The sequence below is a fragment of the Metabacillus dongyingensis genome, assembly GCF_019933155.2.
Classification (GTDB): domain Bacteria; phylum Bacillota; class Bacilli; order Bacillales; family Bacillaceae; genus Bacillus_P; species Bacillus_P dongyingensis.
Genome location: NZ_CP082944.1, coordinates 62,196 through 76,950, shown reverse-complemented (window position 1 = coordinate 76,950; position 14,755 = coordinate 62,196). Strand labels below are relative to the sequence as shown.

The following is a 14,755-nucleotide window of genomic DNA, read 5'->3' as shown; positions in this document are numbered from 1 at the left end:
AGAAAAAATGGTAGCGGCGGAGGGAGTCGAACCCACGACCTCACGGGTATGAACCGTACGCTCTAGCCAGCTGAGCTACACCGCCATTTTAACTGCCAAATGTTATAAGGCACAAGATATATAATACAAAGGATTTCGACTTTCGTCAACAAAAAAAAGAAAGTTGAAATATTCAGTAAACAATGTCGGAATAAATGGGGTCTAATTATGAAAAATCGTTCACTCATTTTGGGGTGATAATGATATGCAGAACCGCATAAACGCTTCGGCAGTGAAAAAACAAAAAACAGACTGACCACTCAACCCTGCAAGCAGCAGAATTGTTTATCAGCAAAAACAGCCCATTTATTTATTCTATTCTTTTTTCCATAAAAAAAAGAAAGCACATTCTCATGTACTTTCTCTGCCGTTTTCAGCATTTATATCAGATAGCAGCAAGTTAACCTCTTCTTGCTCCGCGACCGCCGCGCTTTGATTCTGTATTGCGTTTAAGTGATGATAAGCGATCCTCACTGTCTTTTAAGAATCTGCTCATTTTTTGCTCAAAATTCTCTTTAGGGCGGAATTCATTTGTATTCGTTCTGCCTCTTGGACGATCTGAGCGGTTTGGACGGTCTGAGCGATTCGGGCGTTCTGAACGTTCTGGGCGCTCAGGACGATCAATTGCCTTTTTAATTGACAAGCCAATTTTTCCGTCTTTCTCTACATTGATGACTTTAACGGTTACCTCGTCACCGACTTTTAAGTGATCGTTAATATCTTTCACATAATTATCAGCAACTTCACTGATGTGGACGAGTCCTGTAGTGCCACCCGAAAGCTCTACGAACGCTCCGAAATTTGTAATGCCCGTTACCTTACCCTGTAACTTGCTGCCAACTTCTATCGACATAAAAAAAATGCTCCTCCTTAATAAACATAAAAAACTCATTTATTTAATTATACATAATCCAAAAATCAAGTGTCAACAACACTACTCTTTATCTTTTTTTGGCAACGTGAAGATAATCTCATTGTCTTCAGATAAAAAATAGTCCCGACGAGCAATTTTAGCAATATACTCATCATCATTCAACTTTACGATTTCTTCCTCTAATACCTTTTCATCTTTTTGGAGCTCCGTTAATTGAGTTTGAAGTTCTTTCTTTTGATGAACCTTCTCATTAATGGCACTGGATTGAGATATGAGAGTCGTTAATACGATAACAGAAGTTACCGCCGCAATCAATCCAAATAATGTCAACCGTCTGATCAATCCGCGTTTTCGCCTTTTTAATATCTGATCTTTCCGCTCCTGCTGCTGCATATACTGTGATTGAAGCTGCGTAATTTTCCGGTCTTTAGCGAGACTCATTCATTAGCCTCCTTTATTTCTTCTTTTTCCACGAAATCCATAAGTTACCACTCTTATTCTTGATTTTCTCATAAAGTCCTGCCGTTTTTTTGAAAAACCTGTAAAAAAAGTTCCTGATGGACAATGGAATCAGTTTCCACAATCCTTTTAAAATCCAAAAAACAGGAGATAACAGTACCTTTGCGATAGCATAAACCACTCTTGCCATCCATTTTAACAAGTTCCACAAAAAAATGACAAGTCCGCTTATAATTGCTGTCAATAAATTAAAAATGCCAACAATAGGCTTAATTAAAAAGAAATTCCCCATCTTCAGCATCGTCTTATAAATGCCTACTGCACACTTAATAATGAATTCCAGAAGCGCTAAGTAAATCCCTTTTATCAAGCTTTGATATGCCGCATATCCGCACAGCAGGGCAAGCAGTATGTATATGCGGAATTCTCCTTCATTCACATTCAGGAGAATATAAAATAAAAGGAGGCCCTGAACGAGCCAAAATAAGATGTCATTTATGAATACAACCCATTTGGCTCTTCTCGGCCGCATAAGAAAGCGGCCGTAAGTATCAAGTGAAGCGCCAATAAAACAGCCTGAACAAACCATGGAAAGCATCGTCAGGAATTGAGTGGAGAGCGTCATTTAAATAACTTGCTAAAGAGTCCTTTAGCTTTCTCCGTCTGATGCTCATCCAGATAGACGAGATCAAAAATTCTTCCTTTTATTGAGACGATCCCTTTATCTACGTCCAAATTTTTCATTTGGAGATTTTCTCCGCGGATAGCAAGAGCACCCATCACCGTCTCAAGCAGAAATTCTTCATTATCAAAGCTTTCTACATGTGTTACGCCTGTAATATCGAGCAGTTTACGGCCTCTCATAATAACATCATGCTCCTGGATCGTTCCCTTAGGCTGTGATTGATTATCATAATATTGATTCATTGCCAACCCCCGCATTCTTCTAAGAAATATTCTTACCTATTTCTATGAGCCAAGAATGCGAAATAGAACAAGCCCTCACATGATATCAAATTCTATTCTTCGCTGATTTTTTCTTCTTTTACAAGTGAATACATACCCGCTGCATCCTCTTTTTTAGAAGAATCCTGCAGGTTTTCAATTTTTACGATGATGCGTTTTTGCCCAAATCGAATGGCAAGCTCATCACCCAATTTTACAATAGAGCTTGCTTTTGCAACTGTGCCATTAACCGTTATTCTGCCTTGGTCGGACACTTCTTTTGCAAGTGTTCTTCTTTTAATCAGTCTCGAAACCTTCAAAAATTTATCTAGTCTCATCTTTTAAGCACCCCTTCATAGCCCTTTGCTTTTCGCTTCATCCCAGTAAGAATCCATTTCTTCAAGAGACATTTGTTCCAGGTTTAGGTTTAGTTCATCTGCCTTTTTTTCAATATATTCGAATCGTCTTTTAAATTTCTGATTGGTTGCCGATAAGGCTTCCTCAGGTTCAACTCCGTAAAATCTGCCGATGTTGACCAGTGCAAAGAGGATGTCCCCAAACTCCGCCAGGATCTTTGTTTGATCAGCATGATTTTCTGCTGTTTCAGCCTTGAATTCCTGCATCTCTTCCTGAACCTTTTCCCATGCTGACTCAGCATGATCCCAGTCAAAACCGACTTTAGCAGCCTTCTTTTGAATATGGTAGGCCTTAGATAATGCAGGGAGTGATCCGGCAATGGATTTCAATAAGGACTCTTTTTTACCTGATCCTTTCTCTGCACGTTTAATCTCCTGCCAGTTCGACAGGACTTCGTCTGTTCCGCTAACAACAGCAGTTGAAAAAACATGAGGATGTCTGCGGATCATTTTTTCTGTTAATGTTCTAATGACATCATCAACGGAAAACATGCCATCGTCTGAGCCAATTTGAGAATGCAGCATGACCTGAAGCAGAACATCTCCAAGCTCTTCAACCACATGTTCATCATCTTCTTCGTCAATGGCCTCTATTAACTCGTAGCATTCCTCAATTAAATATTTTTTCAGGGACTGATGGGTCTGCTTTAAATCCCACGGGCACCCATTTGGCCCTCGAAGCTCCGCAATCACCGCTCGCAGTGCTGAAAATTGATGATTCAGAATGCTCTCATCTTCTACAGGAGGTACATACACACTTGTTAAGTTGTTAACCGACGTAACCCGGTCAAGCTCAAAAAGGGGTACCTTTACGATCTTTTGCTCACTGCTGCCTGCCGCCGTAATAATCTTAACCTCATAGTCATCAGGCAAATCTTCCATCAGAGTTAATTTCACTTCAGAAGCAACCATTTGGTCATATACCTGGCATATAATCAAATGCTGTCTGAAATTTAACTGTTCTCTCTTCATCGTCAGACCGTCAACCATTTGAAACCCATCAATCGGATCGATTTGAAGCGCAGTAAACGTAGCATCTAAAAAGCTTTGACCTCCAGCTATATGGATCTCATAGCCTCTCTGTCCGCCATTTTGAAGAAGCAATTGCACCGTCTGCTCTGCAACAAGAGGATGTCCGGGAACAGCATAAATAATCTCTTTATCTTCAGCTTCCTTGTATAGCTCCAGTTCAATTTCAGCGTAAACATCACCGAACTTGTCATTCTCTTCGTAAAGGTGGTCAAATGTCCTGAAATCCGGCAGTTCTGCCCTCAGTTCATCGACCACAGGATGTTCTTTTGTTCTTAAAAACAAGTGGGAGGCTGATGTAAGTTTACGATAAACTCCAAGCGGCAGATGACTGGCATCTGAGCCCCCAAGTCCTACAACTGTAATCTTTTTTGTCATCATTCCATACCCCGTTTCATTTATTTTAAAAACTTCTCAAGCTTTTTTCCGCCCGGAAATGCCGCTAGTTCATTTTTTGTAAAAATAGATAGTTTTAAAATGGCCATTAGATAGATGACCGCTCCTGTTAAAGCACCCGTTAATGATCCTAGTGCAGCCGCCAAACGGTCATAGTCCGCCCAATATTGATCAAAGACCGACATATAAAGGAAAAGCACCGCAATCATCAGACCTGCAGCAGCGGCAGTTTTGAGAAGATCCATCAAGCTGATCAGCATGTAACCTTTCACTTTCAAATAACAGGCATTCAGAAGGCTGATCACTGCATATGCAGCAATTGTTGCAACAGCTGCTCCCTCCGTATTCATCGTCGGAACCAAAAGAATGTTTAAACCAAGTTTAACTGAGGTTCCAATCAGAACTGCAGCTGCAGGAAAAAAAGTGAAGCTTAGCCCTTGCAAGATCGCAGAAAGTGTCAGGGCATAGGAAGTAAAAATGACTGAAACGCTTAAAACAGCCAGTACTTTCGTTCCTGAAGCATCCCGGTACAGCATGATGTTTGTCGGCTCCATAATCATAATCAGTCCTGCTGCTGCACCCGTTCCGACTACTGTGCAGATTTTCATGGAACTTTTTATTTTATCTGCTATCACGTAAGCTTCATGATTCTTTTTCGCATATGAGATAAGCGGAACTAATGATAAGGAAAAGGATGTTGCTGCGACAGTCCCAATCTGGATTAAGGGCTGACCCCTGTCATATATGCCTTTCAGAGCTTTAGCAGCGGACATTTCGATTCCGTTAGAGCGAAGCGCCGAATATAGCTGCATCGCATCAATCAATTGGATGAAAATCAGCATTAAGCTTGTGATGCAAATGGTCATTGTATTAATTAATAAATACTTAACGATTGTTTTTATGTGAATGGATGATTTCCTTGTTTGAAAAGGCGAACCTCTTCTTTTGTCTCTTGCCAAAAATACGGATAAAACTGCAGCAGCAGCAAGCCCCCCTGTCAATGAGCCGAATAAAGCCCCTTCGCCCGCTTCATATAGGGAGTATCCATTTTGAATCAGAATATATGAAAAGAAAAGGATCGTTATAACTCGGATCCCTTGTTCTGTCACTTGGGAGAGAGCAGTTGGAAGCATATTATCAGATCCTTGAAAATAACCCCTCGCAATAGATATAAAGGGAAGCAGCAGAAAAGAAAATGAAATAATTTTAAGCAGCGGGGCAAGCTCTGTGTCCCCCATGATTTCCGAAATGTACTCTGCCCCAAAATAGAGGCATAAAAAGAATAATGTACAAACTGCAATTAAGAACAAAAATGAAATCTTTACTATAGAAAAAATCGAAGTATCGTTTTCTCTGTCTCCAAATTCGATGATTAATTTTGAAATAATGACCGGAAATCCGGTTGTAGCAAGCATAATGGCAATCCCGTAAAAAGGATAAACCTGCTGGTATATGTAAAACCCTATGTCTCCAACAATATTTTGATAGGGCACTCTGTAAGCAGCGCTCATTATCTTTATAATCAGTCCCGCAAGTGTCAGTACAAAGGCACCTTGCAGAAAGAGATTTGCTGATGTATCAGAACGGACGTTCATCGCCCAATTCTCCTTCCAATTTTAAGCTGAACGTGCCTATTATACCACAACATGTAAGCAGCTCCATCTTCAGAAAAGCGGAAGCGCCCGTTTAACGCAGGCAGACAGATTAGGATTCGCCATTAAATCCGTTCTGTGACTATATAAGTGCATTCAATAGGAAAAGGCAGCAAAAATCGCTGCCCGGATAAAACAATATATAAATAATGACTACTGTTCCATTTGGCGCGCCAAAAACCCAGCTGCCGTTTCTACTGCTTTATGCTCTACTTCTCCTACTGCCTGATCCTTTGAAAAGATAACAACAGCACCGATAGGATCTCCATTTGCAACAATCGGTCCAACTGTGAAGGATTTAAGCTCTTCGCTTGTTCCATCTATCAATTGGATATTCCCGCCTTCTGTGTTAAGCACAGAGCTGCGTTCTTCCATTGCTTTTTCTACCTGTTCGCTTATATTTTTGTTCATGTATTCCTTTTTAGAGCCTCCTGAAACTGCTATGTATGTGTCACGGTCACATATCAGCACGGGATGTCCAAGGCTGTCATATAAAGCATCAGCATATTCCTTTGCAAAATCGCCAAGCTCGCTTATTGGTGAATACTTTTTCAATATCACTTCTCCGTCTCGATCGACGAAGATTTCAAGCGGATCTCCTTCTCTGATGCGCAGGGTTCTGCGAATTTCCTTGGGGATCACCACACGGCCTAAATCATCAATACGACGTACTATACCAGTTGCTTTCATCTAATGCTGCCTCACTTTCACTTGATGATTGTGTACTTGATGATTGTTTGCTCCAGCTAAAGTGAGCTTCTTTTTGCAACAATCACCATTGCTTAGGGATAGTATCCTTCACTAAAACACGCAATATACACAAACACAGTGAAATTTTCTTGAATAGGCAGTATTTTCTTTTCAGCTTAGACAAAAAGAACGGGTATTAAACTCAGTTAGCAGAAATCTCTACTTTTTTTACCGAGCCTAAACCATTTAAAAGCTCTGATGCAATCTTCAGCCATTTATCAGCAATAACTCCTTTTGTCTGGATGGTGATTTTAAGCCTTTTTCCGTCCATTCCCAGACCGACGGCTCTGCCGTATTTGTTGCTCAGATCAAACAGCTTCTGTCCGTCGACCAGCCTGCTCGCATCCTCACTGACGAAAAGGGCTACTGAGTCTTTTTCCTGCTTGATCATATCTACCTTCTCCTGGACAGCAAAAACTTTAAGTTTTGCAATCTGCAGAAGATAGCCAACCTCTGCAGGATAATCCCCGAATCTGTCGACAATTTCTTCCTGCAGCTCTTCTAAATCAGCTAAAGAAGCAACAGCTCTGAATCGTTTATAGATGTCAATCTTCTGTCTGCCGTCTGAAATGTACTCTTCCGGCAAGTAAGCATCCACTTCAAGATCAATTTCAACCTGGAACGGTTTCTCTTTCGGGCCGTCTTCTCTTCGTTCCTCAATTGCTTCTTTCAGCATTTGAGAATAAAGATCAAAACCAACAGAATCGATGAATCCGTGCTGCTGTGCACCAAGCAGATTCCCTGCTCCGCGAATCGAAAGGTCGCGCATCGCAATTTTGAAGCCCGAACCCAGTTCTGTAAACTCTTTAATTGCCTGCAGACGTTTTTCCGCTACTTCAGTCAGCACTTTGTCTTTTCGGTACGTAAAGTAAGCATACGCAATTCGGCTGGAACGTCCGACACGGCCTCTTAGCTGATAGAGCTGAGAGAGACCCATCTTATCGGCATCATGGACGATCAGCGTATTTACATTTGGAATATCAACCCCAGTTTCAATGATTGTCGTACTGACAAGCACATCAAATTGCCCATCAAGGAAATTAAGCATCGTTGATTCCAGTTCATTCTCGGACATTTTTCCATGAGCATATGTCACACGTGCATCAGGTACAAGCATAGATATTTCATCTGCTTTACGGTCTATATCGTCTACGCGGTTGTATAAAAAGTAGACTTGGCCGCCCCTTGCAAGTTCTCTTTCAATTGCTTCACGGACGAACCCGCCATTATATTCGACGACATATGTCTGTACAGGGAACCGGTTCTCAGGCGGTGTTTCGATAACAGACAAATCGCGGACTCCAAGCATTGACATATGGAGCGTACGCGGTATTGGTGTAGCTGTTAAAGTCAGGACATCAATGTTTGCCTTCATTTGTTTAATTTTCTCTTTATGTGTAACACCAAAGCGCTGCTCTTCATCAATAATTAATAGGCCCAGCTCTTTGTACGTAACATCTTTAGATAATAGTCGGTGTGTCCCTATTACCATGTCAACAGTGCCGCTTTTCAGACCTTTTACTGTTTCGTTCATTTCTTTTCTTGATCTAAAGCGGCTTAGCAAGCCTATATTAATCGGGTAATCCTGAAACCTCTCCCGGACTGTTTCAAAATGCTGCTGTGCAAGGATGGTCGTTGGAACCAGAAGGGCGACCTGCTTACCATCAGCAATAGCTTTAAATGCAGCACGGATTGCAACCTCTGTTTTACCATAGCCCACATCACCGCAAAGAAGCCGGTCCATCGGCCGTTCTCTTTCCATATCAAGCTTGATTTCATGAATGGAGCGGAGCTGATCCTCTGTTTCCTGGTATGGAAAAATCGATTCAAACTCGCGCTGCATCTCGCCATCAGGCGAAAACCCATAGCCTACACTTGCTTCCCTCTCGGCATAAAGCTTGATTAAGTCATCTGCTATATCCTGGACAGAGGATTCAACTTTCTTCTTAACCCGCTTCCAGTCACTGCCGCCAAGCTTGTAGATTTTTGGCTCTTTTCCCTCTGAACCTACATACTTCTGGATCAGATCAATTTGTTCAACTGGGACATACAATTTGTCGCTGCCATGATAGCGGATATGCAGATAATCTTTGTGCACGCCATTAATTACAAGGGTTTCTATGCCCAAGTATTTACCGATCCCGTGATTCACATGAACAACATGATCTCCGACTTGAAGTTCCGAATAGCTCTTGATTCTTTCTGCATTTGATATTTTCTGGCTTCTTGGCTGTTTTTTCACTCTCTTTTTAAAAAGTTCTTCCTCTGTAATAACGGCAAGCTTTTGCAGCGGGAGTTCAAACCCCGTTTGAAGATCGCCTTCCATAATGTAGAGATTGCCAAGCTTTGGCGCTTCATTTTTTTTCAAAAAAGCAGCTGTAATCTCATAATCAGCCAGCACACCCTCAAGCTTTTTGACTCTCTCTTCTGTAGCACCAAGAAATACAACAGAGAATTTTGCTTTTTTCCATCTATCAATTTCACTTTTCAGCACATTCATTTGCCCATGAAAATTCTGCATCTGCTTACATGAGACATTTAAGATATTCTGAGGACTTGTATGCGGGACATGACGCAAAAATAAGGATAGATAGACAAGCGGATGCTTTGTTTTTGTTAAAACATCTGTATATTTATGTGACATCTGAACATCATTCACAATTTTTCCGTGCTCAAGCAGGCTCGTATACCAGTCAGCCTCTTCTTTTTCAAGATTTTCGTACATTTCCTGAATTCTGCTGACTTCATCCATGACGACAATGGTCTGCTCATGAAAATAATCTAGTAAACTAGCAGGCTTGGCATAAAAGTATGAAAGATATTTAAACATTTCCTGATTAAATTGGCCGTTTCTTAATTGTTCAAGCTCATAGCCGATATTCTCTGCCAGAATCTCTTTTTGTTTTTCATCTTTCAGCCGCTTCAAACTGTAGGCTAAACCACTTTCCAGCTTCTGTATACATGCAGTGATTCTGCTTTGATCAACAACGAGTTCCTCTGCAGGACCGATATGAACTTCTTTAAGCTTAGCAATTGAACGCTGATCTTCGCTGTTAAAAGAGCGGATCGAATCAATCTCTGTATCAAACAATTCAATCCGAATCGGGTATTCTTCGGTAAGAGGATAGATATCCATAATCCCGCCTCTTAAACTGAACTCTCCTGGAGCAGAAACCATTCCGGCTCTTTCATACCCCATCGTAATTAAAGATGCCATTGTTTTTTCAAGATCTAAATCTTGCCCAAGCTTTAAATGAAACTGATTTTCAAGCCAAGCTTCCTTCGGCGGCAAGAACCTTCTGAGCGCTGCGACCGGAGCAACAATAATTCTTCTTTTATTTTGAGATAATTGATTCAGGACTTCCATTCTCTGTGCTTTTAACTCAGGGCTTGCTACAGCAAGCTCAGAAGCAATTAATTCGTTTACAGGATAAAGAAGGACCTGATCCCCGAGAAGGTTGGCCAGGTCTTCATAAATCTTCTGGGCCTGAAACAGATTATGGGTAATCATTAAAATCGGTTTTTTTGAATGCTGATAAAGTGAAGATGTAAAGACAGACCTTGCAGAGCCGGATAAGCCTGCTACGAGCTGTTCTTTCAGGCCTCCATGAACTCCTTCAATAATCGTCTGAAAATCGTCATTATCATAAAAGTAATGCTGCAAACTTTGCAAAGGCTAAAACCTCCCCTTTTGTTAGTGATAGAAAGGCGGATGTCGATCTCTCTATTAGAAGCAGAGCACAGGGGCCAAATAACACGGCTCCTGCGCAATAAGCTCAGTTACTGGATTTAACGGAAAAATGCCTTGGTTCCTTTCGTCACCAAAGCTTTTCCTATTGAATAAAACGCTGCAGCTGATGATAATCAGGATTTCTCTCTAATGCTTCCTGACAATCCTCGCAAATGGTTTTTACAAGTATATCGCCATTCGACTCGTATGATATCATTTCTTGTCTCTCTTCCTGCGACAGGTGATGGAATCCCAATTGTTCACTGTATACTGAAACGCTGTCAATTGTTCCAACATTTACGCCGCAATGACGGCATTTATAATGTAGCGCCACTTAAAAGCCCCTCCTGAAAAGGTTTTTAACTCTAGTATGAACCTTCAGGAGCTCGCTTATACTCTTTAGTTATATTTGTTCATCACCTGTAAAAACGGCTCTGTAATAAAGCTTTCACATGCATCTGCAGAGATTGCAATCGCGTCTTTTATGCTCGGCTGTTCTTCTTTCCCAAATGAGCCCAAAACATAATTTGAAACACTCATGCCGCCAGCCGGACGGTCGATTCCAATTCGCACACGATTAAATTCCTGGGTGTTTAAATGCGTAATCATTGATTTGATTCCGTTATGGCCTCCCGCACTGCCCTTCATTCTCAGACGCACTTTTCCAGCGGGTAAATCAAGATCATCGTAAATGACAGCAATGTCTTTATCCTCGATTTCATAATAGTCCATCAAGGGCCTGATGCATTCACCTGAAAGGTTCATATATGTAAGTGGTTTTAATAATATGATTTTCTCGCCTGAAACATGACCGATTCCGAAGATTCCGTTAAACTTTGAACGATCAAGAGGAATGTTCAATCGCTTTGATAGTTCGTCAATCGCCATAAAGCCGACATTGTGCCGTGTATCCTCATATTGCTTCCCTGGATTCCCAAGTCCAATGAATAGTTTCATTCTCGTACCTGCCTTTATTCTAGAAGTGGTACAACTAAGCTAACCAATAGTGTATACCTTAGCCATACTCGCTCAATTATGTTCAAAAAGGATGATGCGGATTGGAGCAGAGTTATCCCAATTACCTATCATCACCCTAATTTTAGTATCTTTTTCTCTATTTAAACAATACCATAAAAAACGCAGCCATTAAATGGCTACGTTCTGTAAATTATGATTGTTTATTGTCTTCAGAGGAATCTTCGTTGTTCTCTCTGCCCTCAACACGTTCTGGTTCGCCGCCTTCTTGCTGCTCGCCGCTGTCAATTTCTTCTTCTTGCTTCGGAGGCAGAATAGAAGCGACAACTTCATCTTCTTCATGATTGAATGTGTACTTCCCTGAAACCTTAACATCTTTAATCATCAGTGTATCGTTGACGCCAAGCTCTGAAATATCGACCTCAATGGACTGAGGGATATCACCAGGCTTAGCTGTAATTGATGCCTGATACATTGGCTGCTGAAGCACTCCGCCGTCTTTTACCCCTGCTGCATCGCCTGTCAGCGTAATCGGAACCTCAACGACAACGTCTTCTTTAAGGTTAACGACATGAAAGTCCGCATGAATGATTTCGTTTTTGAGCGGGTCTGTCTGCATTTCATACAGCATAACCGAATGTGATTTTCCATCTAAATCAAGCTTTATAATGGCGTTGCGCCCTTCTTCACGCAGCGTTTTAATTAATTCAATGCTATCTAAGGAGATTGATTTTGTATCCGTTGACTTTCCATAAATGACAGCAGGAACTTGTCCCTGTTCACGAACCTTTCTTCTTGCTGAGCTTGTAAATACTGTTCGTTCTTGTACCTTTAATGTTGTCATAGTCCAAAACACCTTCCTAACGATAAGTTATGTCTTATTTAATTCCCATTATTGCCAGCATCTAAACATTTTTCTTTCCATATAAAGTTTCTTAACGATTTTATAACACAAAAACACCCTCAGGGCCTAAAAGGCACGAGGGTGTTTTTCAAATGCATTAATCAAAAAGAGTGCTGACAGATTGCTCTTCATGAACTCGGATAATGGCTTCACCAATTAGTGGAGCAACTGATAGCTGTTTCAGCTTGCTGATTTTCTTCTCTTCACCCAAATTAATTGAATTCGTTACAACTAATTCTTTAATATTTGAGTTTTGGATACGCTCGATCGCAGGTCCTGATAAAACAGGATGAGTACAGCAAGCATATACTTCTGTTGCCCCGTTTTCCACTAATGCGTTAGCAGCAAGTGTAATCGTTCCGGCTGTATCAATTATATCATCAATTAGGATAGCTGTTTTGCCTTCAATGTTACCTACAATGTTCATTACTTCAGCTACATTCGGTCTCGGACGGCGTTTGTCGATGATCGCAATCGGCGCTTTCAAACGGTCTGCAAGCTTGCGGGCACGTGTTACCCCGCCGTGGTCAGGCGAAACAATAACGATGTCCTTTAAGTCTTTTTCAAGGAAGTACTCTGAAAGAATCGGCACACCCATGAGATGGTCAATTAAGATATCAAAGAATCCCTGAATTTGCGGAGCATGCAGATCAAGAGTGATGACGCGGTCTGCGCCAGCCGTTTCAAGCAAGTTCGCAACAAGCTTAGCAGTAATCGGCTCACGAGCGCGCGCTTTGCGGTCTTGACGTGCATAGCCATAATAAGGCATAACAATATTGATTGTTTTAGCAGATGCTCGCTTAAGCGCATCAATCATGATCAATACTTCCATCAAGTGTTCATTAACTGGCGCGCTCGTTGATTGAATAACGAAAACGTCACAGCCGCGGATACTTTCTTCAATGTTAATTTGAACTTCTCCATCACTAAAACGAGTTACCGAACATTTACCTAAATCAACACCAACTTCATCTGCAATCTCTTCAGCTAAAGCTGTGTTCGAGTTTAATGTAAAAATCTTTAAATTAGAATCTGCATAACGATTAGACATATTTAAAGGAGACCTCCACTAGGTTTTATAATATTGAGAAGCATGATTTCTTGTGCACTCTTTACTTCACATATCCATCTTTATTCACTTGTCTTGCACGCGCAATAGAAAGCGCCTTGCCTGGTACATCATCTGTAATAGTCGAACCTGCCGCAACATACGCACCTTGACCTACTGTTACCGGTGCAATTAAGTTTGAATTGCAGCCTATGAAAGCGCCGTCCTCAATCTTTGTAAGGAATTTATTCTTGCCGTCGTAATTGACAGTAATGGATCCGCAGCCAAGATTCACATCTGCGCCGACTTCAGCATCGCCAATATAGCTTAAATGAGAAGCTTTGCTTGCTTTGCCCATTGAGGATTTCTTGATTTCAACAAAGTTGCCGATCTTCACCTCATCCGAAATAGACGATGCAGGTCTGATGTGAGCAAAAGGCCCGATATTTACATCATGACCGATTTCACTGTCATGTGCAACAGACTGGCGGATTGTTGTGCGATCTCCAACCGTGCAGTCTTTCACTTCAGTGTGAGGTCCAATAATAGAATCTTCTCCAATGACGGTATTGCCTGAAATAACAGTGCCGGGGTAAATTACAGTGTCCCGTCCAATTTCAGCATCACTTGAGATGTATGTGTTCTCAGGATCAATAATGGAAACCCCGTTTTTCATATGAAAGGCGTTTACCCGCTTTTTCATATACTGCTCAGCTTGCGCAAGAGCTACTCTATCATTTACTCCAAGCGTCTCTTCGAATGATGCCGTCTGGAATGCAGAAACGATTTCATTGTTTGTTTTAAGAATTTCAATCACATCAGGAAGATAAAATTCACCTTGAGAATTATCATTTGACACTTTTTTCAGCGCATCAAAAAGAGCGCGGTTGTCAAAGCAATAAGTGCCTGTATTGATCTCCTTGATCAATAGCTCTTCTGCATTTGAATCTTTATGCTCTACAATTTTTTCAACGTGGCCTTCCGCATTTCTGACGACGCGGCCGTAACCGGCAGGATCTTCTGCTTTCGCTGTAAGAATTGTACCTTTTGCTTTCATTTCTGAATGATGAGAGAGTAAAGATGCCATTGTTTCTGCTGTTATTAAAGGAGTATCTCCGCAGATAACAATAGTCGTTCCCTCTTGATCTTCTAAATGAGCTGCTGCCTGCATAACAGCATGTGCCGTTCCAAGCTGTTCGCCCTGCACAGCATATTGGACGCTTTCGCCAAGCTGATCTTGTACTTTTTCCGCTCCGTGACCTACTATGGCAACGATTTTGCTTAATTCTAATTTAGAAACTTCATCAACAACATGCTGAACCATCGGCTTGCCGCCAACTGGATGCAGCACTTTATAAAGCTTTGATTTCATTCTAGTGCCTTGTCCTGCAGCTAAAATTACTGCGTATCGGTTATCCATTTTCAGGCCTCCAATATACCTTTTTATCCATAGAAAAATATATCTCAAATAGCACCTTATTTCAAGAAAACATATGAAAGTACATAATTTTTCATAAAATTGTCATGATATGTAAGGC

At 41.2% G+C, this 14,755-nt stretch carries 14 protein-coding genes and 1 tRNA gene; all 15 read right to left on the bottom strand.

The window, feature by feature from the left end; all coding sequences use genetic code 11:
* Positions 1-8: 8 nt before the first annotated feature.
* The 15 genes from K8L98_RS00405 to glmU all read right to left on the bottom strand — a co-directional run bounded on the left by K8L98_RS00405 (position 9) and on the right by glmU (position 14,637).
* Positions 9-85: transfer RNA gene (locus K8L98_RS00405), tRNA-Met, on the bottom strand.
* 354 nt (positions 86-439) lie between these two features.
* Complete coding sequence (locus tag K8L98_RS00400; RefSeq protein WP_070877661.1) at positions 440-892, bottom strand: S1 domain-containing RNA-binding protein; 453 nt, start codon at positions 890-892, stop codon at positions 440-442.
* 81 nt (positions 893-973) lie between these two features.
* Positions 974-1,354 (bottom strand): FtsB family cell division protein, encoded by a 381-nt coding sequence (locus K8L98_RS00395; protein WP_223438894.1) that lies wholly within the window; start codon positions 1,352-1,354, stop codon positions 974-976.
* 13 nt (positions 1,355-1,367) lie between these two features.
* The gene (yabQ, locus tag K8L98_RS00390; protein WP_223438893.1) at positions 1,368-1,997 is read right to left on the bottom strand and encodes a spore cortex biosynthesis protein YabQ; all 630 of its coding nucleotides are present in this window, start codon (positions 1,995-1,997) and stop codon (positions 1,368-1,370) included.
* Positions 1,994-2,299 carry a sporulation protein YabP gene (gene yabP, locus K8L98_RS00385; RefSeq protein ID WP_070877658.1) on the bottom strand — a complete coding sequence of 102 codons (306 nt, stop codon included), beginning with the start codon at positions 2,297-2,299 and terminating at the stop codon, positions 1,994-1,996. The genes yabQ and yabP overlap by 4 nt, the downstream gene beginning before the upstream one ends.
* A gap of 92 nt (positions 2,300-2,391) precedes the next feature.
* Positions 2,392-2,655, bottom strand: a complete 264-nt coding sequence (locus K8L98_RS00380) for an RNA-binding S4 domain-containing protein (RefSeq protein ID WP_223438892.1) — start codon at positions 2,653-2,655, stop codon at positions 2,392-2,394.
* Between the two features lie 15 nt (positions 2,656-2,670).
* Complete coding sequence (gene yabN, locus K8L98_RS00375) at positions 2,671-4,140, bottom strand: bifunctional methyltransferase/pyrophosphohydrolase YabN (RefSeq protein ID WP_223438891.1); 1,470 nt, start codon at positions 4,138-4,140, stop codon at positions 2,671-2,673.
* Between the two features lie 20 nt (positions 4,141-4,160).
* Positions 4,161-5,753 carry a putative polysaccharide biosynthesis protein gene (locus K8L98_RS00370; protein WP_223438890.1) on the bottom strand — a complete coding sequence of 531 codons (1,593 nt, stop codon included), beginning with the start codon at positions 5,751-5,753 and terminating at the stop codon, positions 4,161-4,163.
* 210 nt (positions 5,754-5,963) lie between these two features.
* Entirely contained in the window at positions 5,964-6,500 is a 537-nt protein-coding gene (gene spoVT, locus K8L98_RS00365; protein WP_070877654.1) for a stage V sporulation protein T, read from the bottom strand.
* A gap of 202 nt (positions 6,501-6,702) precedes the next feature.
* Positions 6,703-10,233 (bottom strand): transcription-repair coupling factor, encoded by a 3,531-nt coding sequence (gene mfd / locus K8L98_RS00360; RefSeq protein ID WP_223438889.1) that lies wholly within the window; start codon positions 10,231-10,233, stop codon positions 6,703-6,705.
* A gap of 160 nt (positions 10,234-10,393) precedes the next feature.
* Positions 10,394-10,624, bottom strand: a complete 231-nt coding sequence (locus K8L98_RS00355) for an anti-sigma-F factor Fin (RefSeq protein WP_223438888.1) — start codon at positions 10,622-10,624, stop codon at positions 10,394-10,396.
* A 65-nt stretch (positions 10,625-10,689) separates the two neighbouring features.
* Positions 10,690-11,247, bottom strand: a complete 558-nt coding sequence (gene pth, locus K8L98_RS00350; protein ID WP_223438887.1) for an aminoacyl-tRNA hydrolase — start codon at positions 11,245-11,247, stop codon at positions 10,690-10,692.
* A 211-nt stretch (positions 11,248-11,458) separates the two neighbouring features.
* Positions 11,459-12,109, bottom strand: a complete 651-nt coding sequence (locus tag K8L98_RS00345; RefSeq protein WP_223438886.1) for a 50S ribosomal protein L25/general stress protein Ctc — start codon at positions 12,107-12,109, stop codon at positions 11,459-11,461.
* A gap of 157 nt (positions 12,110-12,266) precedes the next feature.
* Entirely contained in the window at positions 12,267-13,220 is a 954-nt protein-coding gene (locus K8L98_RS00340; RefSeq protein WP_223438885.1) for a ribose-phosphate diphosphokinase, read from the bottom strand.
* Between the two features lie 61 nt (positions 13,221-13,281).
* Positions 13,282-14,637: a bifunctional UDP-N-acetylglucosamine diphosphorylase/glucosamine-1-phosphate N-acetyltransferase GlmU gene (glmU, locus tag K8L98_RS00335; protein ID WP_223438884.1), complete on the bottom strand. Its 1,356-nt coding sequence runs from the start codon at positions 14,635-14,637 to the stop codon at positions 13,282-13,284.
* Positions 14,638-14,755 lie beyond the last annotated feature (118 nt).